The sequence below is a fragment of the Streptomyces sp. NPDC058985 genome, from assembly GCF_042740985.1.
In the GTDB taxonomy this organism is placed as follows: Bacteria; Actinomycetota; Actinomycetes; order Streptomycetales; family Streptomycetaceae; genus Streptomyces.
The window spans coordinates 108,643-134,044 of record NZ_JBHYJX010000013.1; the positions used below are offsets into that span (position 1 = coordinate 108,643).

Here is a 25,402-nt window from a genome sequence, read left to right on the forward strand (position 1 = left end):
ACGCCATGAAGATCGGTTTCGCTCTCCCTCAGTTCCACCACCAGGCATCCGGCGTCGCCCGCGCCGGAGCGTTCGCCGCCGCGATCGAGGAGGCCGGGGGCGCCAGCCTCTGGGTGGGGGACCGCAACCTGGCCGCGGTCCGCCCCGTCGTGGGGTACGGCGGTCAGGGCGACACCATCCCGGAGGAACTGAACCCCGCAGCCGACCCGTTCGTCCTCCTCGGCGTCGCCGCCGCCGCGACCAGCCGCGTACTGCTCGGCTCCCACGTCCTGGTCGCCCCGCTCTACCCGCCCGTCCAGCTGGCCAGATCGCTGACGACCATCGACCTGATCAGCGGCGGGCGCCTGCTTCCCGGCTTCGGCGTCGGCTGGTCGCCCGAGGAGTACCAGGCGGCCGGCCTGGACTTCACCCGCCGCGGTGCCCGGATGGAGGAACTGCTCGACGCTCTCGACGCCATCTGGACCGACGACCCCGCGCGGTACGAGGGCGACCAGCTCTCCGTACCCGAACACCACGCACCGCTGAAGCCGGCGCGGCGGCCGCGGCCGCCCTTCTACCTGGGCGCGATGTCCGAGCGCGCCCTGCGCCGGGTCGCCCGGCGCGGCGACGGCTGGCTGCCGCTGGTGGTCGTGCCCAGCTACGTCGACACCGACGGGCTCGCGGCCCAGCGCTCGGCGCTGGACGAACTGGCCCGCGCGGAGGGCCGCGACCCCGGCGCGATCGACACCGTGCTCCGGGTGAACATCGACGCCGGTACCAGCACGCGGCAGGTCGCGGACACCATCAGGGAGATCCACGACCGGACGGGCATCGAGCACTTCATGGTCGACTCGATGTACGACGTCGACACCGTCGACGGGTCCGTCGACCACGCCCGGCAGATCCTCGAACTCGTCGCCAAGGGCTGATCCCGCCGGCGCCGCCGGGCCGCCTCGCCCGTGCAGTGCGCCAGTGCGCCGACGAGGCGCTCGGCGACTCGGCCAACTCGGTGCGGGCGTGACGCCTCCGGTGCCGGCAGGGCAGAATCCGTCGCATGCTCACTAGCGACTACATAGACCACCTGCAGCGAGAGGGCGAACTACTCGCGGACGCCGCCGAGTACAGCGGTGAGCACGCGCCCGTCCCGACCTGCCCCGGCTGGACGACAGGCGACCTGCTCCGGCACACGAGCACCATCCACCGCTGGGCGAGTCGCATCGTCGCCGAGCAGCTGCCCGGCCCCGTGCCGGAGGATCCGTTGCCGCAGGCGCCGACCGGCGCGGAACTGCTGCCCTGGTTCCGGGACGGGCACGACGTCCTGGTGCGGACGCTGCGGACGGCCGCCCCTGAACTGGACTGCTGGGCCTTCCTGCCCGGCGCCCCGTCGCCGCTGGCGTTCTGGGCGCGGCGGCAGGCCCACGAGACATCGGTGCACCGGACAGACGCCGAATCGGCCCGCGGCGGCGCGCTCTGCCCGCTGGACACGGCCTTCGCGGCCGACGGCATCGACGAGCTTCTCACCGGCTTCCACGCCCGCCCGAAGAGCCGCGTGCGCACCGAGCGCCCCCGCACCCTGCGCGTGCGCCCGTCCGACGCGGAGGCGGTGTGGACCGTACAGCTCTTGCCTGACGCGCCACCGCACACCGAACGATCCGCAGCGGGCCCCGTCGACTGCGAGCTGACCGGCCCGGCCCGGAACCTGTACCTCCTGCTGTGGAACCGTCTGCCACTCGACGCGGCGACCGTCACCGGCGATCCCGCACTCGCGAGGCAATGGCGCGAGACCTCGGGCATCACCTGACGCCCCTCTGCACCGAGTACGGCGAGGTCGTCCCCGATCTGCCTTACCGCGACTCAAATCCTCACGCATGCCCGCTTCGCGCATCTCATGGGGCCAAAGGCGGAAAGGGCTCACGGCGGAGACCTCGAGGCTCCGAATGTTAGTTGCTCACATTCGGAGGTGAGCAGGTACGACCGCACCCACGAGGCCCTCCGCACCGCCGCACTTGAGCTGTTCGCCGCCCAGGGTTACGACGCCACCACGACCGCGACCGTGGCGGAGCGTGCCGGGGTCAGCGAGATGACGCTCTTCCGTCACTTCGCCACCAAGGAGGCACTGCTTCTGGAGGATGCCTTCGACCCGGCGGTCGCCGCCGCGGTCCGTGTCCGGCCGCCGCAGGAGCACCCGATGCGCGCGGCCGCCGAAGGCATCCGCGCGGTCTGGCGACAGCTGCCTGAGGACCAGGTGGAGTCGGTCCGGGAGCGTATCCGGATCATCGCCGGCGCCAAGGGGCTGCACGGCGCGATCGAACGGAACAGCCGGGCCACCGTCGACGCCCTCGGCGGCGCGCTGTGCGAACGCGGCACCCCGCGGACCGAGGCCAGGGTCACGGCGAGCGCCGTCGTCGCCGGTTTGAGCGTCGCCCTCCTCGACTGGGCAGGCGGCGGCGGTACGGCGGAGGCGGCCGCGCCCGGTGCGGGCCGGACTGCGGGACGTGCTCGACCGCGTCCTGGACACCCTGGGCGGCCGATGTCTCCACGGAGAGGGCTCTCCTGAAGGCCAGTCCGTCTGGACCGGTGAGAATGCGTGGGTGCCGTGACGACCGCGGCCGGCCCACACCCACCGACACGTACGCGAAGGCGTGGGGATCCCCCGACCTGGAGGCCACGCGGGGCGCCTCTCTTTGTCCCCGGCGGCAGCCGTACGAGGCGGGCACGACGAGTGCCGGGCGATCGCGTGTTCAGTCGTCCGGGAGGCCGGTGGTGGACCATGCGTTGGCGAAGTGCTCCGCCTGCTTCAGCAGGCCGGTGGCCTCCGGGGGCCAGGACCGGCGGGCAGTCCACTTCCCCTCAATAGAGGGATGGGCCCTCCGAGCCGGCGCTGGAAGTGTGATCAGCGAACCGACTGGCTCCGCCTGGGAGGGCTGACGCATGGACAGACCGGCAACCGCGCACAGGCTTGCCGGCCGCCCGGGGCTACGCGCCCGCCGACCACACGCGGCTGGGCGCGATCAAGGGCCGCTATGACCCGGACGACCTCCTCCGGTTCGACCACACGAAGACGCCGGCTCGGCACACCTCACGAATCCTGGAAGGGACGACTCTCGATGACCACCAACAGCGTGGTGCAGGCCCCGCCGCGAACCGCACCCGGCGCGGGCTTGACCGGGCTCAGGCTCGGCGCTCTCTTCGGCCCCGTGATCTTCGGAGTGACCGCGGCCGGCGTGGCGCTGCCCGACGTCGCGATGGAGATGGAGGTCCGCCCGGCCGTCGCCGGCTGGGTGCTGACGGCGCACGCCCTCGCACTCGGCGTGGGCACCGCGTTCTTCGGGCGGCTCTCCGAGAAGTGGGGGGTGCGCAACTCCCTCCTCACCGGCGCCCTGTTCCTCGCCGTGGGCGCGGTGCTGTGCCTGGTCGCCCAGGACTTCGGCACCCTGATCGCCGGCCGGTTCGTGCAGGCGGCGGGCTCCGGCGCCATCACCTCCAGCGCCCTCACACTCGCCTCGGCGGCGGCACCCGAGCAACGGACCAAGATCCTGGCCATCTTCGGCGCGTCGATGGCGCTGTTCTCCTCCACCGCCACCCTCATGGGCGGCATGGTGACGGACTGGCTGGACTGGCGGCTGACCCTGGTGCTGCCGGCGCTCTCGCTGCTGCTGGTGCCCTTCTGCCTGGAACTCGCGGCCTCCCGCCCCGGCTACGGCAAGGCCGTCGACGTGACCGGAGGGGTGCTGCTGGGCACCGGCGCGACCTCGCTGCTGCTGCTCATCCAGGCCTCCTCCCTCGACCTCGACACTCCGTTGGTCCTCGGGCTGGCGGTGCTCCTCGTGGTGTCGGTGGCCGGCCTGCCGGCCCGGACCGGCAAGCGGCCCGACGGCTTCCTCCCGCGCGACCTGGCCACCGACCGCACCTTCCTGACCTCCGCGATGATCGGCGTCGGCGGCTACGCCGGGCTGTTCGCCGCGATGTACGCGGTGCCGCAGATCCTCGCCATACAGTACGGCTGGGGCGTGTTCAAGATCGGCGCCTGGCTGCTGCCGGGCGCGGTCGCCGGCGCCGTGGCCGCCCGGGTGGCCAGCAAGCTCACCGTCGGCAAGGGCGGCAGCCTGCTGCTCGCCGTGACCGCCGTGAGCTGCGCGGTGTTCCTCGGCATCGTCGGCCTCGTCGACGGCGGCATCGTCGTCATGCTCATCGGCACCTCCATGGGCATGGCGACCTTCGCCGCCACGCAGGTGCTCACCACCGCGGTGCTCTCCAGCCGCCTGGCGCCCGCCCGGCGCGGTGGCGCCATGGGCGTGCTCAACCTGCTGTTCTTCGTCGGCGGCGGGATCGGCTCGGCCGCGGCCGGGACCCTCTCCGAGCACATGGACCTCACCAGCGCGCTCGCCGTTGTCGCGACGCTCCCGCTGCTGGCCGGCCTGATCGCCCTGACCCTGCCGCCCGCCCGTGCGCGGCAGGAGACCTGACACGCACGGTGCGCTGCGGTACGCCCAGTGGCTGCCGGACGAGGTGTGGTGACGGTCGGTCCCTGCCACCGTCACCGGTCTGCCGCCGCCAAGTGGCGTACTGTGATGGCAGATTGGGACAGGCAAGGCCAACCTCATCATCCGCGGACCAGCCCGGAACGGAGTGCCGGAGATGCCCACTGCGCCCGGTCGCGACGAACTCCTCCTGCGTGCCGGACGCGCGGACGGCCCGCACACGCTGTTCAGCACGCTCGCGACGGAACTGCGCAGGGCGGTCCCGTACGACGCGGCGGTCTGGCGGGCCACCGACCCCGAGACCGGCATGATCACGTCGCCGATCCTCGCGGAGAACATCGAGGATCACAGCTGTGCCGTCTACTGGCAGTACGAGCTGTTCACGGAGAAGATCAACCTGTTCCGGGACCTCGCGCTGGCTCCGGTGCCGGTGGCCAGTCTGTGGGAGAGCACCGGGGGCGAGCCCGAACGCAGCGCGCTGTACCGGGGCTTTCTGGCGCCGCGCGGGGTGCACGACGAGTTGCGGGCCGTGCTGCGGGTGAACGGCCGGCCCCACGGGTACGTCAGCCTGTTCCGGGAGAGAGGGCGGGCCGAGTTCTCCACCGGGGAGCGCAGGTTCATAGCGGAGCTGGGCACGCCGATCGCCCGCCTGATCAGGGCGTACGCCAAGAAACGCCCCGATCCCTCGGGCGGCGCGCCGACCGGCACCGGGCTGCTGCTGTTCGACACCGAGGGTGCCCTCGTCTCCGTCAACGACGAGGCACGGCGCTACCTGGAGGAGATGCCGCAGGGTCCCGCCTCGCTCACCGCCCTCGGTCTCCGCGTACCCCTGTGGGTGCACGGCACCGCGATGCGGGCCAGGGCGATCGCCGAGGAGGGCGGCGGGGACACCGCGCGGATCAGGATGCGCACCCGCACGGGCCGCTGGCTGGTGTGCCACGCGTCCTGCCTGCGCGGGTCCGACGGGCGCCTGGGCGTCTCCGCGGTGATCATCGAGCGCGCCCCGGTCTCCGACGTCACCCCGCTCGTCGTGCAGGCCTACGAGCTGTCGGAACGGGAGCTGGAGGTCACCCGGCAGGTGGCACGCGGCCTGTCCACCAGCGGGATCTCCGAGGAGCTCCACCTGTCGCCGCACACCGTGCGCGACCACATCAAGGCGATCTTCGAGAAGCTCGGCGTCTCCAGCCGCGGCGAGTTGGTGGGCCGGCTCTTCACCGAGTACTACGAGCCGACGGGCTCCTGAGCCACCGACCGGCGCGGTTACGCGCGGGCCCACCGCCGCGGACCAGGCGGCGGGCCCGGGCCGGGGGTGGTCGTGGCGGCATCCGCGCGGATGAAGCCGTCAGGCCTCTCCGAGGAACCCCTCCCACGCCTCGCGTGACACACGGATGACGGGTCCCGTCACGGCCTTGGAGTCACGGATGTGTACGACTCCGGTGCCGGCCGCGACCTCGACGCAGTCGCCGCCCTCAGTTCCGCTGTAGCTGCTCTTGAACCAGGCGAGGTCGGACGCGACGGCCGAGTACTCAGCGGTGTTCATAGCTCTCCCAGCAACCTCTCGATGAACTCAAGGGACTCTCGCGGAGTGAGAGCCTGTGATCGGATGATCCCATAACGGGCGGCAGCGAGCGCCGTCTGCTCCGGGTCGGTCTGAAGGGTGCTGGTCGACTGTGCCTCGGCGTACACGAACTTCTTGCCGTCCTTGCGCGTGACGACCGTGAACGGCCCGTTCACGCCCGCGTTGTCCTCACAGACGGTCGGCATCACTTGGATTTCGACGTTGCGCTTCTGGCCGACCAGCAGCAGATGCTCCAACTGGCCTCGCAGCACGCCTTTGCCGCCGTACCGGTGCCGGAGTACCGACTCGTCCATGACGAAGCTCAGTAGAGGTGAAGACGGGCGGTCGAAGATGTCTTGCCGGGCCAGCCGGGCGGCCACGCGCTGCTCGATGGTCTCCTGGTCCAGGACCGGGCGCCGCATGGCGAGCAGCGCTCGCATGTACTCCTCGGTCTGCAGCAAGCCTTTGACCACGAGGGCGTCATACGCGAGCAGTTCGATGGCCTCCTTCTCCAGCGTCGCCATCCCCTGGAAGAACACCGGATACTGAGCCCGCTCCACCTGCTCCTTCCACACCGTCAGCAATCCGCCCGCGTCCAGAACCTCGTCGGCCCGCTCGATGGTCCTCGGCGACGGGATCCGTCGCCCCTGCTCGTACGACGCGACCGTGGACGCCGAGTACCCGATCCGCCGCCCGAACTCCTCCCGCTCCAGCCCCGCCCGTACCCGCAGCGTCTTCATCGTCTGCCCGAACGCGACGACCACGGCCTGGCCGGACGTGTCCGCCGTCGCCTGTCCCGCCTCGTCCGCCACCACGGCGTCGGCCGCCTCGCGCGCAACCTCGGTCATCGCTACCGCCTCCCTGGCCCAACGCCGCCCCGGCGGCCTCGTCACGCCCCGTGTCTCGTACCCGTGCCGCCCCCGCGCGTACAACGGACCACGTCGGTGCGTCACCACTGGTCACGCTACGCGACCGACGGAACCGTGGACGGCATGACGAGTCAACTCCCCAGCCCCATCAGCACCTCACAACCCACCTGCCCCAAAGTCGACTTCAACCGCACCTTCGAGATGCGTTTCACCTCCACCCCGCGGGGCGCCCGTCTCGCCCGCCGGCTGGCCGCACACCGGTTGGACGCCTGGGGGATCGCGTACGGCACCGACCCGCACGAGGAGATCGTGCTGATCGTCGGTGAGCTGACCGCCAACGCGGTACGGCACGGCCACGTCCCCAGCCGGGACTTCCATCTGCTCCTGCACGCCGGCGAACCCGCCCGCACGGTCAGGGTCGAGGTCACCGACACCCGTTCCGAACGCACGCCGCCCGAACCGGACGCCTTGCCCGCCCCCGCCCCACAGGACACCGGCGGCCGGGGGCTGCTGCTGGTCGCGGGTCTCGCCACCCGCTGGGGCTGGCACCTCCGGCCGGGAGGTCCGGGGAAGACGGTCTGGGCAGAGCGCGTGTTCGCTACCCCTGGAGACTGATCCGCTCCTTTGAGTGAGATGCCTGCCTCCGAAGGGTGAGGAGCGATGACCACCGGGTGACCGGCTCTGTGAGGGCGCGCACAGGGCCCAGGTCACACCGGGCCGGGGTTAGTAGACGCCCGGCGGCTGCTCGCCCGCGTGGTTGCGAGCCGTCCGGGCGGTCGCGCGGCCGGACTGCGAAGCGGCGTAGTAGGTCACACACTTGTCGCGGCGCCCGGGCGTTCCGCAATGTGTTCGGCGTACCGGGGAGCCGAGCGCCGGGACCGGACGGGAAGAGCCCGTCCGTGATCCAGACACCGGCCCTGATGACGCGAAGCCGCGTCCAACGCGGACACCGCGTCGCCGACCCCCCGTCGGCCTCCCCATCACGTTCCCGAATGGAGAGGTACACCCATGCACGCCATCCTGCGCCGCCCCAGTATCCGCAAGTCCGCCGTGGCCTCCCTCGCCGCCGCGGGCGCCGCCGCCGTCACCCTCACCCTCGCCCCGAGCCCGGCGCACGCCGCCGAGCCGGCCAAGGCCTCCACCGCGCAGACCCAGGCCCAGACCGACAAGATCAAGGCCATCGTCAAGGCCGGTGAGAAGAAGCACGGCGACGACCTGGACGGCTGGATCCGCACCGCCCTGGACGTCATGGACGCCAAGAACATCCCGGGCAGCTACGAGGGCCTGCACCGCAACATCATGCGTGAGTCGTCCGGCAACCCGACTGCGCAGAACAACTGGGACATCAACGCCCAGAACGGCATCCCCTCGAAGGGTCTGCTCCAGACCATTCAGCCCACCTTCGACGCCTACCACGTCAAGGGCACGAAGGACTCCATCACCGACCCGGTCGCCAACATCGTCGCCGCCTGCAACTACGCGGCCGACAAGTACGGCTCCATGGACAACGTCGACTCCGCCTACTGACCGGCGGACCCACCGACCGCCTGAGCCCCAGGGACACCGGTCCCACGCGGAGGCCGGCGGGGCCCAGGCAGCACGGCGGGGCCGGAAGGACGACACGTCCTTCCGGCCCCGTCTGCGTCGCGCCCCGCGCGGGGGCCTCGGGTCGGGCGGGGGTGCGGAAGCTGACCGATTCTTGGCTTTCAGATGTCCCGGGAGGGACCAGCCACCTCGGTGACCTGCGGCGATGCGAGGGATTCGGCCGCAGGCAGCAACGGGCGGCGCCGTGCGGCGGGTGCCTTCCGCGTCATCCTTCGTCGGAGGCATCGGTGTCCGGCTCAGTGGTCGGAGCAGGTGTGGGCGGAGCCTGGGTCGGCTCCGCCCGTCTGCCGACGGGCCTGTAGCCCCTCTCCCCGTTGGACTCCAACCGCGGTCGAGTTTCGGTCACTGGTCGCGTCTCCGTCCGCACACCGGAGCTGTGTGAGTCCCACTTCTAGCTCAGGTCCCGTCGGCTCTCCGCGAGGCACATCTGCCACGACGCGTGCGAGCGCTGTGCCTCCAGAAGCTACTCCGCGGCGAACCGACTGTCGGCGAAACCTGCCGCGGCGACCTGCTCCACCACGGTCACCAGGTGCGAGGCCATGCGAGCGATTCGTTCCGCGTGTGCGAGTTCCAACTGGGGCCTCAGTTGGAACTCGCGGCCGGCCACCGCGAGGAGGTCCGTGTAGTCGTCGGCTTCGGCATAGGCGGACGGGAGCCTGGGAAGGTCGTCTGCGGTGAGGCGGACGACAACCGCGGGCGTGAACGCGTCCCGCTCCTCCTTTCCCAGCACACGGTTCAGAAGCCGCCGAGCTCATCCGGATACGACCGGACCTCATCTGGTACGACGATTCAGGAGCCTCACTGGTCGTGGCCGATGCCAAATACAAGCTGGGCACGCCGCACGGCTACCCCGATGCCGACCTGTACCAAATGCTGGCCTATTCCACTTCCCTGGGTCTCAAGGACGGCCACCTGGTGTACGCCAAGGGCAACGCACCGCATGCGGGCCATTTGGTGAGGCACTCAGGGATCGCGCTGCATCAACATGCACTTGATCTTGACCGGCCCTCGTCGACGCTTATGAGAAGCATCCATGCACTGGCCGCACGCATGGTGCAACCTCGATCGGGTTGAACCATCAGTGGGTCGCGCCAGCGGTGTTCCTGCCTGCGGTCGGCGATGCCCGTCACCGACCGGCCCTCTCAGACCGGATACGCCGTATGGATATGGCCGTCGCGGATGACGACTTCCACGTCCCTGGTCTCCCGCCCGCTGCCATTGATGCCCACGGGCTCGCCGTGTTCGAAGCGGTGCAGGTGGGTGTCCTGTCCGGCTCTGGCACGAGGGTTGGGGACGGCGGGGGTGCCGTCGACGCCCTCGCGGAGCCGTCGGCCCAGGACGAAGTCGTCGCCCTCCCAGAAGAAGTCCTCGTAGAACTCACCGGGCAGTGAGGGTTCCGGCCCGGTGGGGTCGGCATTGTCCCGCACGCGGTCCTGGGCGCCGGGGCCGTGCTGGCCCTCGATGTGGGCCTCGCGTTCCTCTGTGATGCCGTGCCTGCTGCTCTCGCAGCTCACCAGCCCCCACGGGTCGGTCCAGCGAAGGGGGTCGAGGACGTACGCGTGGTGGTTCGGTGCGGGAGCGAGGCCCAGGGGGTCCGGGCTGATGTAGCGGGCGTTCTCGGGGTCGTAGTAGCGACGGAAGTTGTAATGGAGGCCGGTTTCCGGGTCATGGTATTGGCCAGGGAAGCGCAGAGGGCAGTCGACCGGGCCCGCTGAGCCGCCCACCGGCGTGCCCCACAGCGTCGTGCGTGCTCGCCAGGCGATCCTGCCCTCCTCGTCGACCAGTTCGGTGGGGGTGCCCACCAAGTCGGTGACGATGGCGTAGAACCGGCGGTCGACCTCGTCCTGGTCGATCTGCAGCAGCGCACGGTCGGTGCCGGGAGCCCATTCCCAGCTTCTGGTGGGACCGCCGGCGGAGCTGCTCTGTTCCACCAGGTGGGAGCCATCCCAAGTGAAGACGGTCTCCTCAATCGGCAGGCCCTCGTCGTCGGACAGCAGGCGCTTGGCGACGCGACGGCCCAGACCGTCGTAGACGTAAGCCCAGCGACGGCCGTCCGGGGTCGTGACCTGAGTGAGCCGATCCTCGGCGTCCCACACGTAGGTCCACTCCCGCGTTCCCCCGGACAGCAGCTTGCGCGTCTGCCGCACGAGGCGCCCCTGTGCGTCGTGGACGTAGGTGATGTGTCCGGCCCTGCGGATGAGTGTGCCGTCGTGGACCCGTTCCCCCTGCGGGCCCTCCGGTGCGTCCGCCCGGCTGACGTTGCCGGCCGCGTCGTAGACGTAGCGCTCGGACCACCCGGAGGCGGAGACCGCGTCCACCCGGCCGAGACGGTCACGGCTGAACCGGCGGGTGCCATGGGTCTGGTCCTCGACGGTGGTCAGGCCGCCGTCCGGTCCGTACGTGTACGAGCGGTGCAGCAGGACCTCGTCCGGCGAAGCCGTGTCGGATGCCGCTCCTCCGAGGAGCCTCTGCTCGGTCAGACGGTGGCCGGCGTCCCACTCCTGCGTCAGTACCGCCGTGTCCCCGAGCCGCCGCTCGGTCTCGTGGCCCGAGGTTCCGTAGGCGAAGGAGAGCGAGCTGTCGGCGAGCCGGACCCGGGTCGGCCGGTTGTTCGTATCCCATTCCCAACGGCTGACGGCGCCCGACGGAGTCCGGCGTTCCGTCCGCCGTCCGAGTTCGTCGTACGACGTGTGGACCGCACGGCCGTTGCACTCTTCGGAGACGACACGGCCCACCACGTCGCGTTCGAAAGTGAGCGTCGTCTCAGGGGTGACCGCCGTGCCGAGCTGACCCGAGGAATCGTAGGCGAACGTCGCGATCGCCTCGCCGGACCGTCGCTCCACCACTCGGCCGCACGCGTCCCGCGCATAGGTGGTGATCTCGCCGGCGCCGTTGGTGCGCCGTATCAGACGGCCCGCGGCGTCGTAGGTGTAGGCGACGGCGCGGCCGTTGAAGTCCACTTCGCGGACGAGGTGGCCCGCCGGGTCGTAGGTGTACGACCACACGGCACCCGACGCGCTCGTCACCGACGTGAGCCGCAGTTCCGTGTCGTACGCGAACCACGTCGTCGAACCGTCCGCCTCCGTCCTGGAGCGGATCCGCTCGAAGTGGGTGAAGGTGTGGGTCGTGCTCCGGCCGTCGAGGCCGGTGTAGCGGAGGATGTTGCCCTCGCCGTCGTAGGACCAGCTTTCGGCGCTGCCGTCGGCCATGACGCGCTCGGCGGGGTAGCCCTCCACCGTCCAGGTGGTGCGTGTCGCCGCGCCGGCGGCGTCGACGGTACCCACGATGCGGCCGAAGGCGTCGCGGGTGACGTGCGACGTACCGCCCAGTGGCGCGGTGACGGACTCGGGCAGCCCGAGCGACCCCGGGTGGACGCGGTGGGTCGCACCCAGGGCGTTGGTCACGCCGAGCAGTCCACCGGAGGGATCATGGGCGTAGGTGGTGACGGCACCATCGGCGTCGACGGTCGCCGCCGGGCGGCCGTGCTCGTCGTACGCGTAGCCTCGCCTGCCACCGTTCGGCAACGTGATCCACAGGGGACGGCCGGAGGGGTCGTACTCACAGGTGGTGACCGTGCCGTCGGGACGGACTGCAGAGACGAGGTTGCCACGCTCGTCGTAGCTGTAACGGGACGTGTGGCCCAGCGGATTCGTGCGTGAGAGCAGCCGGTTGTACGCGTCCCACTCGGCGTGGGTGGTGTTGCCGAGCGGGTCGGTCTGGGCGACGACCTGCCGGCGCTCGTTGTACCGGTAGGTCGTGGTGTGGCCGAGCGAGTCGGTGTAGCGGGTCTCCCGACCTTCCAGGTCGTAGGCGACGGAGCAGGACAGGAATCCGTCGGCGCCTTCACCGCGTACGCAACGGTCCTGGTCGTCGTAGGTGAAGCGGTACCAGGTGCCGTTGCGGTCGGTCCAGGATGTGATGCGTCCCTGGAGGTCGTAGGTGTACCTGAGGGGAAGACCGCTGGAGTTGTAGACCTCCGTCAGGTGCCCCTCGATGCTGTAGCTGTAGCGCCGCAGCGTCGTGCCCTTCGGCCCCGTCTCCTCGTCGCGCAGCCGCAGGCCGACTATGCGGTCGCCCTCGGTGTCGATGTGCACATGACGGCCGCCGGAGTCGCGGACGGCGACGGGGGTGCCGGTGTCGTCTCGGTCGATGTCGATGCGCCGTCCGCCGCGGTCGGTCACGGCGGCCAGGGGAAGGGTGAATGCCTCGTACGCGGCGACGGGACCGGCGAGCGGGGCGAAGTGGCGGGTGCGTCCGGAGGCCGGGTCGGTGATGCGGAGGGGACTCTCGGGGGAGCCGTCCCAGTCCAGTGGCCAGCGCGGGCCCTCCGTCGGCATGACCGACGTACCGGGGGCGGGCACGGGATAGACGAGGATCATGCCGTCTTCAGCGGCGAAGACGACGCCTTCCCCGTCCAGCTCGAGGCGCTCGTCGAACGTCGAGGCCCAGGACGGGCCGAACCACGAGCCCCAGTTGTACGTCGAGAGATGTGTACGCCGCAGCACGAGCGGGAGGAGTCCGGGAAGCTCGGCGTCGGTCTCCTCCACGAGCATCTCGCCGGAGACCATGTCGACGGGGTCGCCGTTCTTGCAGCGCCCTTTGGCCGGCTTGCTCTTGCCGACCGCGTCGTCGACCCCCTTGCGCAGACTTCGTCCGAGGCCCTTGGCCATCGCCTTGAGCCCACCCTTGCCCAGGGCTTTCGCTCCAGTCGCGAGCTTGCCGAGCGTGGTGATGCCCTTGCCGCCGGGTATGCAGTCCAGGGCCGCGAATCCCACGTCCCACAGGGATGCTTGGCCTTTGCGATATTTGTTGAGTGTGTCGGCGAGGACGACGAGGGCGGCCACGACGACGATCGCGGCCAGGATCGGGCCGCCGATGATCATCGCGACGATCCCGACGACCGCGACGACGACCTTGCAGACCGTGACGATGGTGTCCCAGTTGTCGGAGAACCAGTCGCCGACGTCCTCCCACCACGACCGGTTCTGGATACCCGCGTCCGACGCCTCGTCGATCTTGTTCTTCGCGTCCCGGGCCGCGTCCTCACGCATCTTGCGCGCGTCCTCGGCCATCTTCTTCGCCGCGTCCAGCGCGCTCTGCGCCGAGTCCACCGCCGACTGCGCGTTCGTCTGCGCCGTCTTCGCGTGCTGGGCGTCACGGGTGGCGGCGCGGACCTTCGCCTCGTCCGGCTTGTCCCCGTCGGACTTGCTGCCTGTCGGATCGTCCTTGTACTTGTCCGCCTCCTTCGACGCCCGCGTCACCCACGAGTCCGCCGACGACAGCTTCGACTGCGCGGAGGTCAGGTCCTGACGGGCCTCGCGGGCTTTGACGAGGGCCCTGTCGGCCAGGGCCTGGGCGCGCTCCAGCTTCGGCCAGAAGTCCGTGAGCGCGTCGCCGCACATCCCGTACGACTTCTCGAGCTTCTTCAGGTTCTTCGGGACGCCGGAGAACTCCTCCTTGAAGACCGTCGCCGACTTGCCCGCCCACTCCGCGAGGGTGGTCTCCCCCGCCATGCCCTTGACCAGACGCAGTGCCTCGGACACGTCGTCCGCGAAGTCGTGCAACGTCTTCGCGAGCGTGCGCACGCGTTGCGGGTCGCCGGGGGTCGGGTCCTTGTCCAGGTCCAGGACATGCCAATCCGTCGGCCGGCTTCCCACGTTCTTCCCCCCGTCGCATGGTGGCACTCAAGGCACGTATGCCTCGGTAAAGTTACTTGATCTCCCGCTCGTAGACTCGGGGTGTGAGCCACAACCAAGAGACGCCCGGCGACAGCTGTTCCGATCGGCCTCGCCGGGAGGAGTTGCAGCATCTGGCTGAGCTCGAACCGGAAGCAAGGTACGAGGCGGCCTTGCGGATCTGCGCGGTCGGCGACGGGTCCCAAGGAGCCTCTGCGACCCGGACCGTCGGGCGGATCGCCGAGACACTCGCCGACACGCGTTCGCGGCACTGTGTGACGTTCGCGGCGGACCTTGTGAGTCGACTGCTGCATGGCGGGGCCATGTCCCCCGGCGAAGGTGATCGATTGCCGCGTTCCGTGGCCGCGAAGCTGGTCAGGGCTCAGCATCTGCGCGACATCGAGCCCTTGTTCGTCGAGTTGCCGGACGGCCTGTCGGATCCGGCAGTTGAGCTACGGGCCTGTCTTCTCGGGGAGCTGGCGCTGATCGGCTCGGGGGATGGTCGTCGTTCCCTGGAGGCGTATGCCGAAAGACTGGGTGAGCTGGGGCACCCACTGGCTCGGCTGCCCAGGACGCGACTGGACATCGAGCACCGATTCGCTGTTCGCGTCCGAGGGCTCGGGTCGGTCAAGACCACGAAGCAGCTCCGGTCACGTTTCCCCGAGGCTCCTTCGACTGACCGCGGTGCGGCCGTCGGCCATGGTGTCAGCGATGCTCGAGACGACGGTCGGGCGAACGCGGCCGCCCGACCCTTCCGTGCCGGCGGATGGGCCCGTGAGCCCGAGGCGCGGTTCTTCACGCTGCCGAACCCGCTCAGCCTCGACGACTTCGGCATCTCCTTCATCAAGGAACTGCCCTTGCGCTGCCTGGCGGGTGAGGGAGGCCGCCGGGGGAGTGCACTCGCCTGCGTGACGACACCCGACGACGTCCTCAACGAGCTCTTCACCGCTTCCTACGTCGGCGGAGTCAATGGCCAGGGGCAGGGCGGTGCGTACGCGCGGCTGTATGCCTGGGACAGTTTCTACGCGCTCATGGGGATGCCCACCGGTGTGCCCCTCTTGGAAGCGGTGCGGCGCGCGGCGGATCATCGCTGGTTGCGGTTCATGGCGTTCACGGACTGGTTCCACCACGACACCTCGGACCTGGCTTTCGCAGTGCTCGATCCCACCCGGACTCGGGTCGCGGTGCTGGCGGCGACCGACACCGATGTCCACCGCGACCGTCCCGCATAGCGGGAAGTCGCCCCTGACCCGGACCTGTTCAGGTCGGGAGGGATCCCGCATTGCTGTCCTCAGGGCCTTCAGATGTCCCGGAAGATATCGATCTGCGCCCCCACCGAGTTCAGCCGCTCCGCCAGATCCTCGTACCCCCGGTTGATCACGTACACGTTGCGCAGCACCGACGTGCCCTCCGCCGCCATCATCGCCAGCAGGACGACCACCGCGGGGCGCAGGGCCGGCGGGCACATCATCTCGGCGGCGCGCCAGCGGGTGGGGCCCTCGACCAGGACGCGGTGGGGGTCCAGGAGCTGGAGGCGGCCGCCGAGGCGGTTGAGGTCGGTCAGGTAGATCGCGCGGTTGTCGTAGACCCAGTCGTGGATGAGGGTCTGGCCCTGCGCGGAGGCGGCGATGGCCGCGAAGAAGGGGACGTTGTCGATGTTCAGGCCCGGGAAGGGCATGGGGTGGATCTTGTCGATCGGCGCCTCCAGCTTGGAGGGCCGGACGGTGAGGTCCACCAGGCGCGTGCGGCCGTTGTCCGCGAAGTACTCCGGCGTGCGGTCGTGGTCGAGGCCCATCTCCTCCAGGACCGCCAGCTCGATCTCCAGGAACTCGATCGGGACGCGGCGGACCGTCAGCTCCGACTCCGTCACCACGGCCGCGGCCAGCAGGCTCATCGCCTCGACCGGGTCCTCGGAGGGGCAGTAGTCCACGTCGGCGTCGATGACGGGCATGCCGTGCACGGTGAGGGTGGTGGTGCCGATGCCCTCGACGCGGACGCCCAGGGCCTCCAGGAAGAAGCAGAGATCCTGGACCATGTAGTTCGAGGAGGCGTTGCGGATGACGGTGACGCCGTCGTGGCGGGCGGCCGCGAGCAGCGCGTTCTCCGTCACCGTGTCGCCCCGCTCGGTCAGCACGATCGGGCGGTCCGGGCGCACCTGACGGTCCACCACCGCGTGGTAGTGGCCCTCGGTCGCCGCGACCTCCAGGCCGAACCGGCGCAGCGCGATCATGTGCGGCTCGATGGTCCGGGTGCCGAGGTCGCAGCCGCCGGCGTAGGGCAGCCGGAAGCGGTCCATCCGGTGCAGCAGCGGGCCGAGGAACATGATGATCGAGCGGGTGCGCACCGCCGCCTCGGCGTCGATGGCCTCCATGTCCAGCTCGCCCGGCGGCACGATCTCCAGGTCGGTGCCGTCGTTGACCCAACGGGTGCGCACGCCGATGGAGTTGAGCACCTCCAGGAGGCGGTAGACCTCCTCGATGCGGGCGACCCGGCGCAGCACCGTGCGGCCCTTGTTGAGCAGCGAGGCGCACAGCAGGGCCACGCACGCGTTCTTGCTGGTCTTGACGTCGATGGCGCCCGAGAGGCGACGGCCGCCGACCACGCGCAGGTGCATCGGACCCGCGTAGCCCAGGGAGACGATTTCGCTGTCCAGCGCTTCGCCGATACGGGCGATCATCTCAAGGCTGATGTTCTGGTTGCCGCGCTCGATGCGGTTGACGGCGCTCTGACTGGTGTTGAGCGCCTCCGCAAGCTGTGACTGGGTCCAGCCGCGGTGCTGCCGGGCGTCACGGATGAGCTTGCCGATGCGTACGAGGTAGTCGTCTGCCATGAGGTTGAGGCTATCTCAGATATGAGATGGCGCCTCTCGGGGGGTCCGTTCGGGTGACGCGACGTCAAGCACGCCTCAGCGGCGCTTGCTCGTGGTGGTGCGGCGCCATCCGAAAGGTCCGGGCAAATCCATCGATGTCGTACGACGTCCGGTGCTGCTGCGGGTGTGGCGCGGGCCGTTCTTGCCGCCGGTGGTGATGGACCACGAACGCTTGTTGATGTTCAGGCGCACTCCGGGAAGGATTCGGAAACTCTTGCGGAATGTGAGCGGCATCGTGCCTCCGTCCGAGTAGTGCCGGGGCTGTCCGGCAGGCATCGGATACCCCCGTTCGGCGTAGTGATGGCCGCCCGGGTCACCCGGGTAGGTGAAGGGTGGGGCGCACGCCACACAGTGCCCGGGCATGACCGGGCCGCCCCCATGTACTAGAGTTATCTCGACATCGAGATATCTGCTGAGGCGCACCGCAGCCGCAGCCGCCGTCGGGTCCAGCGGTAAGGCTTACCTAACTTAGCCCTACCTTAGCGGAAAGGCCAGGGCGGGGTGGCGGCAGGATGCGGTGGTACGCGCACATGAATGAAGGAGACTGTCGTGTCGGCGAACAGCTTCGACGCCCGCAGCACGCTGCAGGTGGGCGACGAGTCGTACGAGATCTTCCGGCTGGACAAGGTCGAGGGCTCCGCGCGCCTTCCCTACAGCCTGAAGGTGCTGCTGGAGAACCTGCTCCGCACCGAGGACGGCGCGAACATCACCGCCGACCACATCCGTGCCCTCGGCGGCTGGGACTCGCAGGCGCAGCCGTCGCAGGAGATCCAGTTCACGCCGGCCCGCGTGATCATGCAGGACTTCACCGGCGTGCCCTGTGTCGTGGACCTCGCCACCATGCGCGAGGCCGTCAAGGAGCTGGGCGGTGACGCGGCGAAGATCAACCCGCTGGCCCCGGCCGAGCTGGTCATCGACCACTCCGTGATCGCCGACAAGTTCGGCACCAACGACGCCTTCAAGCAGAACGTCGACCTGGAATACGGCCGCAACAAGGAGCGCTACCAGTTTCTGCGCTGGGGCCAGACCGCCTTCGACGAGTTCAAGGTCGTCCCGCCCGGCACCGGCATCGTCCACCAGGTGAACATCGAGCACCTGGCCCGCGTCGTCATGACCCGCGACGGCAAGGCGTACCCCGACACCCTGGTCGGCACCGACTCGCACACCACCATGGTCAACGGCCTCGGTGTCCTCGGCTGGGGCGTCGGCGGCATCGAGGCCGAGGCCGCGATGCTCGGCCAGCCGGTCTCCATGCTGATCCCGCGCGTCGTCGGCTTCAAGCTCACCGGTGAGCTGCAGCCGGGCACCACCGCCACGGACCTCGTGCTGACCATCACCGAGATGCTCCGCAAGCACGGCGTCGTCGGCAAGTTCGTCGAGTTCTACGGCGAGGGTGTGGCGGCCACGAGCCTCGCCAACCGCGCCACCATCGGCAACATGTCGCCGGAGTTCGGCTCCACCGCCGCGATCTTCCCGATCGACGACGAGACCCTGAACTACCTGCGCCTGACCGGCCGCAGCGACCAGCAGGTCGCCCTGGTCGAGGCGTACGCCAAGCAGCAGGGCCTCTGGCTGGACCCGAAGGCCGAGCCCGACTTCTCCGAGAAGCTGGAGCTGGACCTCGCCACCGTCGTCCCCTCCATCGCCGGCCCGAAGCGCCCGCAGGACCGCATCGTGCTCGCGAACGCCGCCGAGCAGTTCAAGCAGGACGTCCGCAACTACGTGGACAGCGTGGACGAGGCGGGCCAGGAGTCCTTCCCGGCCTCCGACGCCCCGGCCGTCGCCAACGGCGTCCCGTCCAACCCGGTCCCCGTCACCGCCCCCGACGGCACCACCTACGAGCTGGACCACGGTGCGGTGACGGTCGCGGCCATCACCTCCTGCACCAACACCTCCAACCCGTACGTCATGGTCGCCGCCGCCCTGGTGGCCAAGAAGGCGGTCGAGAAGGGCCTGACCCGCAAGCCGTGGGTCAAGACCACTCTCGCCCCGGGCTCCAAGGTCGTCACCGACTACTTCGAGAAGTCGGGCCTCACCCCGTACCTCGACAAGGTCGGCTTCAACCTCGTCGGCTACGGCTGCACCACCTGCATCGGCAACTCCGGCCCGCTGCCGGACGAGGTCTCCAAGGCCGTCAACGACCACGACCTCGCCGTCACCTCGGTGCTCTCCGGCAACCGCAACTTCGAGGGCCGGATCAACCCCGACGTCAAGATGAACTACCTGGCGTCCCCGCCGCTGGTCGTCGCCTACGCCCTCGCCGGCTCCATGAAGGTCGACATCACCAGGGACGCCCTCGGCGCCGACCAGGACGGCAACCCGGTCTTCCTCAAGGACATCTGGCCCTCCGAGGCCGAGGTCAACGACGTCGTCGCCAACGCCATCGGCGAGGACATGTTCTCCAAGTCCTACAGCGACGTCTTCGCGGGCGACGCCCAGTGGCAGGCGCTGCCGATCCCGACCGGCGACACCTTCGAGTGGGACACCGAGTCCACCTACGTCCGCAAGCCCCCGTACTTCGAGGGCATGGGCATGGAGCCGGCCCCGGTCGAGGACATCTCCGGCGCCCGCGTGCTGGCCAAGCTGGGCGACTCGGTCACCACCGACCACATCTCCCCGGCCGGTGCCATCAAGGCCGACACCCCCGCCGGCAAGTACCTGACGGAGCACGGCGTCGAGCGCCGCGACTTCAACAGCTACGGCTCGCGCCGCGGCAACCACGAGATCATGATCCGCGGCACCTTCGCCAACATCCGCCTGCGCAACCAGATCGCGCCGGGCACCGAGGGCGGCTACACCCGCGACTTCACCCAGGCTGACGGGCCGGTGTCGTTCATCTACGACGCCTCCCGCAACTACATCGAGCAGAACATCCCGCTCGTCGTCCTGGCCGGCAAGGAGTACGGCTCCGGCTCGTCCCGCGACTGGGCCGCCAAGGGCACCGCGCTCCTCGGCGTCAAGGCCGTCATCGCCGAGTCCTACGAGCGCATCCACCGCTCGAACCTCATCGGCATGGGCGTCCTGCCGCTCCAGTTCCCGGAGGGCCGCAACGCCGAGTCCCTCGGCCTGACCGGCGAGGAGTCCTTCTCCGTCTCCGGCGTCACCGAGCTGAACGACGGCACCACCCCGCGCACGGTGAAGGTCACCACCGACACCGGCGTCGAGTTCGACGCGGTCGTCCGCATCGACACCCCGGGTGAGGCGGACTACTACCGCAACGGCGGCATCCTGCAGTACGTGCTGCGCAGCCTGATCCGCAAGTAGGCGGCGGCGCACAAGGCCCGAGGGCCGCACCCCCGTCACCGGGAGTGCGGCCCTCGCTTCTGCTCGCCTCAGAACATCAGGCGGTACGTGTTCCAGCCGCCGCTGCCGATCTTCACCGGCGAGCTGAACGGCGCGGAGCCGTTGCCCGTGCCCTTGTACAGGTACAGGGCCCCGCTCTTGTTGCGGGCCACGAGGTCCGTGATGCCGTCGATGTCGATGTCGCCGACGGACACGATGTTGTTGTACGTGTTCCAGCCGCCCCCGATGCGGGTGCGGGAGGAGAAGGGCGCCTTGTAGTTGCCGGTGCCCTTGTACAGCCACAGGACGCCCGACTTGTCCTTGGCGACGATGTCGTCCTTGCCGTCGCCGGTCAGGTCGCCCTTGCCGGTGATGTGGGTGTATGCGTTCCACCCACCGCCGACGCGGTAGCGCTTGGTGAGCGTGCCGTCGCCGTAGCCGAGGTACAGCCACAGGACACCGGAGTCGTCGCGGCCGAGCAGGTCGTCGGCGGCGGCGCCACCGACGTTCGCCGGCGAGAAGAGCTGGTTGTAGATCTTCCAGCCGTTGCCGACGAAGATGTGCTCCTCGTCGACGCCCCAGTCTCCGTAGTAGAGCTGGCCACCGGCCGTGACCTGCCAGAGACCGTCCGACTCGCCGTCAGAGTTGTGGTCCACCTGGGCAACGGCGCGAGTGCTGTCCCACTGCTCGCCGGAGTGGAAGCGGTCGTCCAGTCCACCCTCCCCGTTGGGCAGGTAACCCCACAGGTCACCGTTCCCGTCCACACCGAACAGCGGGTTGATCTGCGCGTCGCCCGGCAGGGCGGTCGAGCCGAACTTCGAGTTCTCCGACGGCTTCACGTCGGTCTGCGGCCGGGTCGCGGTGGGTACCGGCTCGTCCGCGGCGACGGCACTGCTCGCCCCCGTCGCCACCAGGGCGGCGGTGAGCGCGGCAGCCGTGGCACGCGCCAGGGTGCGACGCGTGTTCAGGCCGGAGCTTTTGGCCACGTGGGTCCTCCATCTGGTCATGCGGAAGGGACCACGGACGGTCGGTCCGCAAGATCCCTGGATACTCCGTGATCCTTACACATGACGTTCACACGTCAATCAGATTTACCGCAGGGGACGAGAGCGGTACAGAACAGGTATGGAAGAGCAACGTGGGGCGTACAACCTTTTGCGGGGTACGCCGGTCACCCGGCGTACCCCGCGACTTCATGCCACGCTCACCTCCGGGTTCAGGACAGCAGCTCCACCTCCGCCAGCGTGTGCTCGCCGTCCAGGACCAGCCGGTACTTCGCGTACGTGCCCGGTGACTTCACCGAGAAGGCCCGGGTCTGCCTGTCCCAGGCGAAGGACTCCCCGGAGCGCTGGTCCAGCGTCCGCCAGGTCGTGCCGTCGGCCGAGCCCTGGAGCTTCCAGCCGGCCGGTGCCTTGGTGTGGTCCTTCGGTGAAGTCAGCGTGTACTGGGCCGCCTTCACGCCCTTGCCGGAGACCGGCAGGTCCACCGACGTCACGCTCGCGTCCGTCGCCGAGGTGTTGTCGAACAGGGCGCCCTCGCCCGTGACGGCGTCCGCGCGCGGGGTCGGCACCTCGTCGTCCTGGGTGACCGACGGCGGGGCCGCGTTCTTGCCGGTGCCCCACGAGGACGGCTTCGCGCCCATGTCGAACTCCAGGACGCCGCCCTTCGCGATCAGCGAGTGGGGGAGCGAAGTGGACGTCCAGCGCTTGCCGTTGACCTTCAGCCCCTGCACGTAGACGTTCTTCGTGCTGTTCTTCGGGGCCTTGACGACCAGCTTGCGGCCGTTCTCCAGGTGGACCGTCGCCTTGGTGAACTGCGGGGAGCCGATGGCGTACTCGCCGCTGCCCATGACCAGCGGGTAGAAGCCGAGCGAGGAGAAGAGGAACCAGGCCGACTGCTCGCCGTTGTCCTCGTCACCGTGGTAGCCCTGGCCGATGTCGCTGCCGGTGTACAGACGCTGGAGCACCTCGCGGACGTTCTTCTGCGTCTTGTACGGCTGCCCGGCCGCGTCGTACATGTACAGGGCGTGGTGGGCGACCTGGTTGGAGTGCCCGTACATGCCCATCCGGACGTCCCGCGCCTCGGTCATCTCGTGGATGACACCGCCGTAGGAGCCCTTGAACTCCGGGGAGGCCGTCTCGGGGGTGGCCAGGTACTCGTCGAGCTTGTCGCCGAGGCCGCTCCGGCCGCCGTAGAGGTTGGCGAGGCCGCGGCTGTCCTGCGGGGCGGTGAAGGCGTAGCCCCAGCCGTTGGTCTCCGTGTAGTCGTAGCCCCACACGCGCGGGTCGTACTTCCCGGAGTCCACCCGCCAGTCGCCCTTGGCGTCCTTGCCCTGGAAGAAGCCGGCCTTCGAGTCGAAGAGGTTGACGTAGTCCTGGGCGCGGTTGAGGAAGTACGCCGACTCCTCCTTGTACCGCTTCTCGCCGGTCTCCTTGTAGAGCTTCTCGCCCATCTTCGCGATGCCGTAGTCGTTGAGGTAGCCCTCCAGCGCCCACGACAGGCCCTCGTGCGTCTCCGTGGAGGTGTAGCCGAGGAAGGGAGAGGTCTCCATGCCCTTGCGGCCCACGCCCGAGGACGGGGGCACCACGGTGGCGTTCTTCACGGCCGCGTCGTAGGCCGCCTTCGCGTCGAAGTCGACCCCCTTGACGTAGGCGTCCGCGAAGGCCACGTCGGAGGAGGTGCCGGTCATCAGGTCCGCGTAGCCGGGGGAGGACCAGCGGGAGGTCCAGCCGCCGTCCTTGTAGTGCTGCACGAAGCCGTCGACCAGCTCACCGGCCTTGGACGGGGTGAGGAAGGAGTACGCGGGCCAGGTGGTCCGGTACGTGTCCCAGAAGCCGTTGTTGACGTAGACCTTGCCGTCGACGATCTTGGCGCCGGTCTCCGTCGGGGTGTCCTCCTTGACCGCCTTCGAGAAGGGGGAGGCGTACTTGTACGTGCCGTCGACCTTCTCGTGGCCGGCGTTCGGGTACAGGTACAGCCGGTAGAGGCTGGAGTACAGCGTGGTCAGCTGGTCCTGCGTGGCGCCCTCGACCTCGACCTTGCCAAGGACCTTGTCCCACTGCCTCTGGGCGTCGCGCTTGACCTTGTCGAAGGAGGCGCGCGCGGGGATCTCCTGGCGCAGGTTGTCCTTCGCCTGCTCGACGCTGATCAGCGAGGTGGCGATGCGCAGCGTCACGGTGCGGTCCCTGCCCGCGTCGAAGCGCAGGTGGCCCTTGACGCCGCTGGAGTCGCCGCCGGTGACCCTGCTGTCGAACTCGCCGTGGACGAAGAGGCGGGTGGCACCGGTGGACAGCCCGGACTTGACGTCCGAGTAGCCGGAGAAGGTGCCGTTCTCCTTGTCCAGGGTGAGGCCGGCCTGGTCGGTGACGTTGTCGAAGATCACGCTCGCGTCGTCACCGGGGTAGGTGAAGCGCATCATCGCCGCGTGGTCGGTCGGCGTCACCTCGGCCTTGAGGCCGTTCTCGAACCGCACGCCGTAGTAGTACGGCCGGGCGGTCTCGTTCTCGTGGCGGAAGGCCAGCTCGCGGGCGTCGCGGCCGGTGTCCGGGGTGCCGGACGCGGCCGAGGGCATCACCTGGAAGGTCTGCCGGTCGCCCATCCAGGGGCTCGGCTCGTGGCTCGCGCTGAACGCCTGGAGGGTGGGCAGGTTGTCCGCGTTGTTGCCGCGCGCGTACTCGTAGAGCCAGCTGAGCGATCCGGCGTTGGTCACCGGCGTCCAGAAGTTGAAGCCGTGCGGTACCGCGGTCGCCGGGAAGTTGTTGCCGCGCGAGAAGCTGCCGCTGGAGTTGGTGCCGCGGGTGGTGAGCGCGTGGTCGGAGAGGTGGGCCTTCGGACGCTCGTACGCGGCCCGCTCGATCTTCACGTCGTCCAGCCAGCCGCGGAACTTCGCCGGGCCCTTGGGGGAGTCGTAGGCCACCAGGATCCGGTCGACGGTCTTGCCGGCCGCGACCGAGCCGATGCCCGACTGGACGCTGTTCCACTGGTTGACGTAGAGGATCTTGGCGTCGCCCTGACCGCGCGGCGTCAGCGGGAACCCGTGCTGGTCGGTGGCCTTGAGGTCGCTCAGGTGGGTGCCGTCGGTGAAGGCGAGGTCGACGGAGACGTTCGTGGCGTCGTAGTCGAGGTCGCCGTCGGCCATGGAGGGGAAGATCTTGTACGACAGCTCGCTGCGGCGGTCGACCTTCACGTCGACGTCGAAGACCTTGTTGTACGAGTACGCCCGGCCGTCCGCGGTGTGCCGGCCCGCGTAGCGCAGGGCGTGCGTGCCGGTGAAGCCCGCGCCCGACTTCGCGGTCGGCGAGCCGGTCGGGCCGCGGTCGACGAGCGAGAGCATGTCCTCGGGCACCGGGGTGTCGCCGGCGCCGGTGGACAGCTGGAAGTCGGCGAGCTGGAGGGCGTCGCCCGCGCCGTTGTTCTTGGTGATCTCCAGCCGGAAGTGCTGGTACTCGACGGCCTCGGCGAGGTCGTACGTCTTCGTCTGGAAGCGCTCGCCGAAGGATTCCCCGGAGCGGGAGTCCAGCGTCTGCCAGGTCTCGCCGTCCGCCGAGCCCTTCAGCGTCCAGTCCACCGGGTCGCGTTCGTCGTGGTCGTTGGCCGAGGTGAGGGCGTACTTGGCGATCTTCGTCGACTCGTCCAGGTCGAACTCGACCCAGCCGGTCTGCTCGAAGGTGAGCCACTTGGTGCCCGGCTCGCCGTCGACCAGGTTCTCCTTGACCTCGCCGCCGTTCGTGTTCTCGGCACTGGCCCGCACGCCGGTCACGTGGTCGGTGACGTTGCCCGGTATGCCGGTCGTGTAGCCGCCGTCCACGCCCGAGGAGCGCTTGCCGCCGTCCGCCCCGGTGTCCACGGTGTTGAGCCAGTCCGGAGCCGGGTCGTCCGCCTCGAACGAGGACGCGAACTCCCGGTCGGCTCCGGCCGGAGCCTGCGGCAGTGCGACCGCCGCCCCCTGTGAACCCACCGCCAAAGCGAAGGCGGTCGTCAGTACGACCGCCGGACCCCATCTGTGCCGAACTCTGTATTCCATGTCCTGGCCACCCTCCCTGCGCGTGGGACAACGTTGTCAAATCTGCTGCGCAAGGACCAGT

18 protein-coding genes are annotated in these 25,402 nt (G+C 69.5%); 10 read left to right on the forward strand and 8 right to left on the reverse strand.

What is annotated here, in order from left to right:
- The first annotated feature begins 5 nt into the window (after window positions 1-5).
- The 5 genes from ACFW01_RS14845 to bagY all read left to right on the forward strand — a co-directional run bounded on the left by ACFW01_RS14845 (window position 6) and on the right by bagY (window position 5,703).
- Window positions 6-908, forward strand: a complete 903-nt coding sequence (locus tag ACFW01_RS14845) for a TIGR03619 family F420-dependent LLM class oxidoreductase (RefSeq protein WP_234958620.1) — start codon at window positions 6-8, stop codon at window positions 906-908.
- Between the two features lie 125 nt (window positions 909-1,033).
- Window positions 1,034-1,780, forward strand: a complete 747-nt coding sequence (locus ACFW01_RS14850) for a maleylpyruvate isomerase family mycothiol-dependent enzyme (protein ID WP_384503857.1) — start codon at window positions 1,034-1,036, stop codon at window positions 1,778-1,780.
- Between the two features lie 159 nt (window positions 1,781-1,939).
- The gene (locus tag ACFW01_RS14855) at window positions 1,940-2,536 is read left to right on the forward strand and encodes a TetR/AcrR family transcriptional regulator (RefSeq protein WP_234958622.1); all 597 of its coding nucleotides are present in this window, start codon (window positions 1,940-1,942) and stop codon (window positions 2,534-2,536) included.
- Between the two features lie 550 nt (window positions 2,537-3,086).
- Window positions 3,087-4,445, forward strand: coding sequence for a bagremycin/ferroverdin transporter BagJ/FevB (gene bagJ, locus ACFW01_RS14860; RefSeq protein WP_384503859.1), 1,359 nt, complete (start codon window positions 3,087-3,089; stop codon window positions 4,443-4,445).
- 172 nt (window positions 4,446-4,617) lie between these two features.
- Window positions 4,618-5,703: a LuxR family transcriptional regulator BagY/FevT gene (bagY, locus tag ACFW01_RS14865; protein ID WP_384503861.1), complete on the forward strand. Its 1,086-nt coding sequence runs from the start codon at window positions 4,618-4,620 to the stop codon at window positions 5,701-5,703.
- 99 nt (window positions 5,704-5,802) lie between these two features.
- On the opposite strand, the gene ACFW01_RS14870 is transcribed toward bagY, so the two are convergent.
- Window positions 5,803-6,000 carry a DUF397 domain-containing protein gene (locus tag ACFW01_RS14870; RefSeq protein WP_384503863.1) on the reverse strand — a complete coding sequence of 66 codons (198 nt, stop codon included), beginning with the start codon at window positions 5,998-6,000 and terminating at the stop codon, window positions 5,803-5,805.
- On the reverse strand, window positions 5,997-6,866 hold the full coding sequence (locus ACFW01_RS14875) for a helix-turn-helix transcriptional regulator (protein WP_234958626.1): 870 nt from the start codon (window positions 6,864-6,866) through the stop codon (window positions 5,997-5,999). Before ACFW01_RS14875 ends, ACFW01_RS14870 begins: the two co-directional genes overlap by 4 nt.
- Window positions 6,867-7,010: 144 nt before the next feature.
- Between ACFW01_RS14875 and ACFW01_RS14880 the strand changes: the two genes are divergently transcribed.
- Together ACFW01_RS14880 and ACFW01_RS14885 are read left to right on the forward strand one after the other, a co-directional pair.
- Entirely contained in the window at window positions 7,011-7,502 is a 492-nt protein-coding gene (locus ACFW01_RS14880; RefSeq protein ID WP_384503865.1) for an ATP-binding protein, read from the forward strand.
- Between the two features lie 393 nt (window positions 7,503-7,895).
- Window positions 7,896-8,414, forward strand: a complete 519-nt coding sequence (locus ACFW01_RS14885) for a transglycosylase SLT domain-containing protein (RefSeq protein WP_234958628.1) — start codon at window positions 7,896-7,898, stop codon at window positions 8,412-8,414.
- Between the two features lie 541 nt (window positions 8,415-8,955).
- Here ACFW01_RS14885 and ACFW01_RS14890 read toward each other — a convergent pair.
- Entirely contained in the window at window positions 8,956-9,222 is a 267-nt protein-coding gene (locus ACFW01_RS14890; protein ID WP_234958629.1) for a hypothetical protein, read from the reverse strand.
- 23 nt (window positions 9,223-9,245) lie between these two features.
- Between ACFW01_RS14890 and ACFW01_RS14895 the strand changes: the two genes are divergently transcribed.
- On the forward strand, window positions 9,246-9,566 hold the full coding sequence (locus ACFW01_RS14895) for a hypothetical protein (protein ID WP_384503903.1): 321 nt from the start codon (window positions 9,246-9,248) through the stop codon (window positions 9,564-9,566).
- A 68-nt stretch (window positions 9,567-9,634) separates the two neighbouring features.
- Here the strand turns inward: ACFW01_RS14895 and ACFW01_RS14900 are convergent, their stop codons facing one another.
- The gene (locus ACFW01_RS14900) at window positions 9,635-14,149 is read right to left on the reverse strand and encodes a DUF6531 domain-containing protein (RefSeq protein WP_384503867.1); all 4,515 of its coding nucleotides are present in this window, start codon (window positions 14,147-14,149) and stop codon (window positions 9,635-9,637) included.
- Window positions 14,150-14,232: 83 nt separating this feature from the next.
- Between ACFW01_RS14900 and ACFW01_RS14905 the strand changes: the two genes are divergently transcribed.
- Window positions 14,233-15,399, forward strand: a complete 1,167-nt coding sequence (locus tag ACFW01_RS14905; protein ID WP_234959961.1) for a DUF6183 family protein — start codon at window positions 14,233-14,235, stop codon at window positions 15,397-15,399.
- 68 nt (window positions 15,400-15,467) lie between these two features.
- Here the strand turns inward: ACFW01_RS14905 and ACFW01_RS14910 are convergent, their stop codons facing one another.
- Together ACFW01_RS14910 and ACFW01_RS14915 are read right to left on the reverse strand one after the other, a co-directional pair.
- Complete coding sequence (locus ACFW01_RS14910; protein ID WP_234959962.1) at window positions 15,468-16,997, reverse strand: UDP-N-acetylglucosamine 1-carboxyvinyltransferase; 1,530 nt, start codon at window positions 16,995-16,997, stop codon at window positions 15,468-15,470.
- Between the two features lie 75 nt (window positions 16,998-17,072).
- Window positions 17,073-17,270, reverse strand: a complete 198-nt coding sequence (locus ACFW01_RS14915; RefSeq protein ID WP_079030465.1) for a DUF4236 domain-containing protein — start codon at window positions 17,268-17,270, stop codon at window positions 17,073-17,075.
- A gap of 315 nt (window positions 17,271-17,585) precedes the next feature.
- On the opposite strand from ACFW01_RS14915, the gene acnA reads away from it, so the two are divergent.
- Complete coding sequence (acnA, locus tag ACFW01_RS14920) at window positions 17,586-20,300, forward strand: aconitate hydratase AcnA (protein WP_384503870.1); 2,715 nt, start codon at window positions 17,586-17,588, stop codon at window positions 20,298-20,300.
- 68 nt (window positions 20,301-20,368) lie between these two features.
- Here the strand turns inward: acnA and ACFW01_RS14925 are convergent, their stop codons facing one another.
- Window positions 20,369-21,304: a VCBS repeat-containing protein gene (locus tag ACFW01_RS14925; RefSeq protein ID WP_234959964.1), complete on the reverse strand. Its 936-nt coding sequence runs from the start codon at window positions 21,302-21,304 to the stop codon at window positions 20,369-20,371.
- A gap of 230 nt (window positions 21,305-21,534) precedes the next feature.
- Window positions 21,535-25,341, reverse strand: coding sequence for a GH92 family glycosyl hydrolase (locus tag ACFW01_RS14930; RefSeq protein ID WP_234959965.1), 3,807 nt, complete (start codon window positions 25,339-25,341; stop codon window positions 21,535-21,537).
- Window positions 25,342-25,402 lie beyond the last annotated feature (61 nt).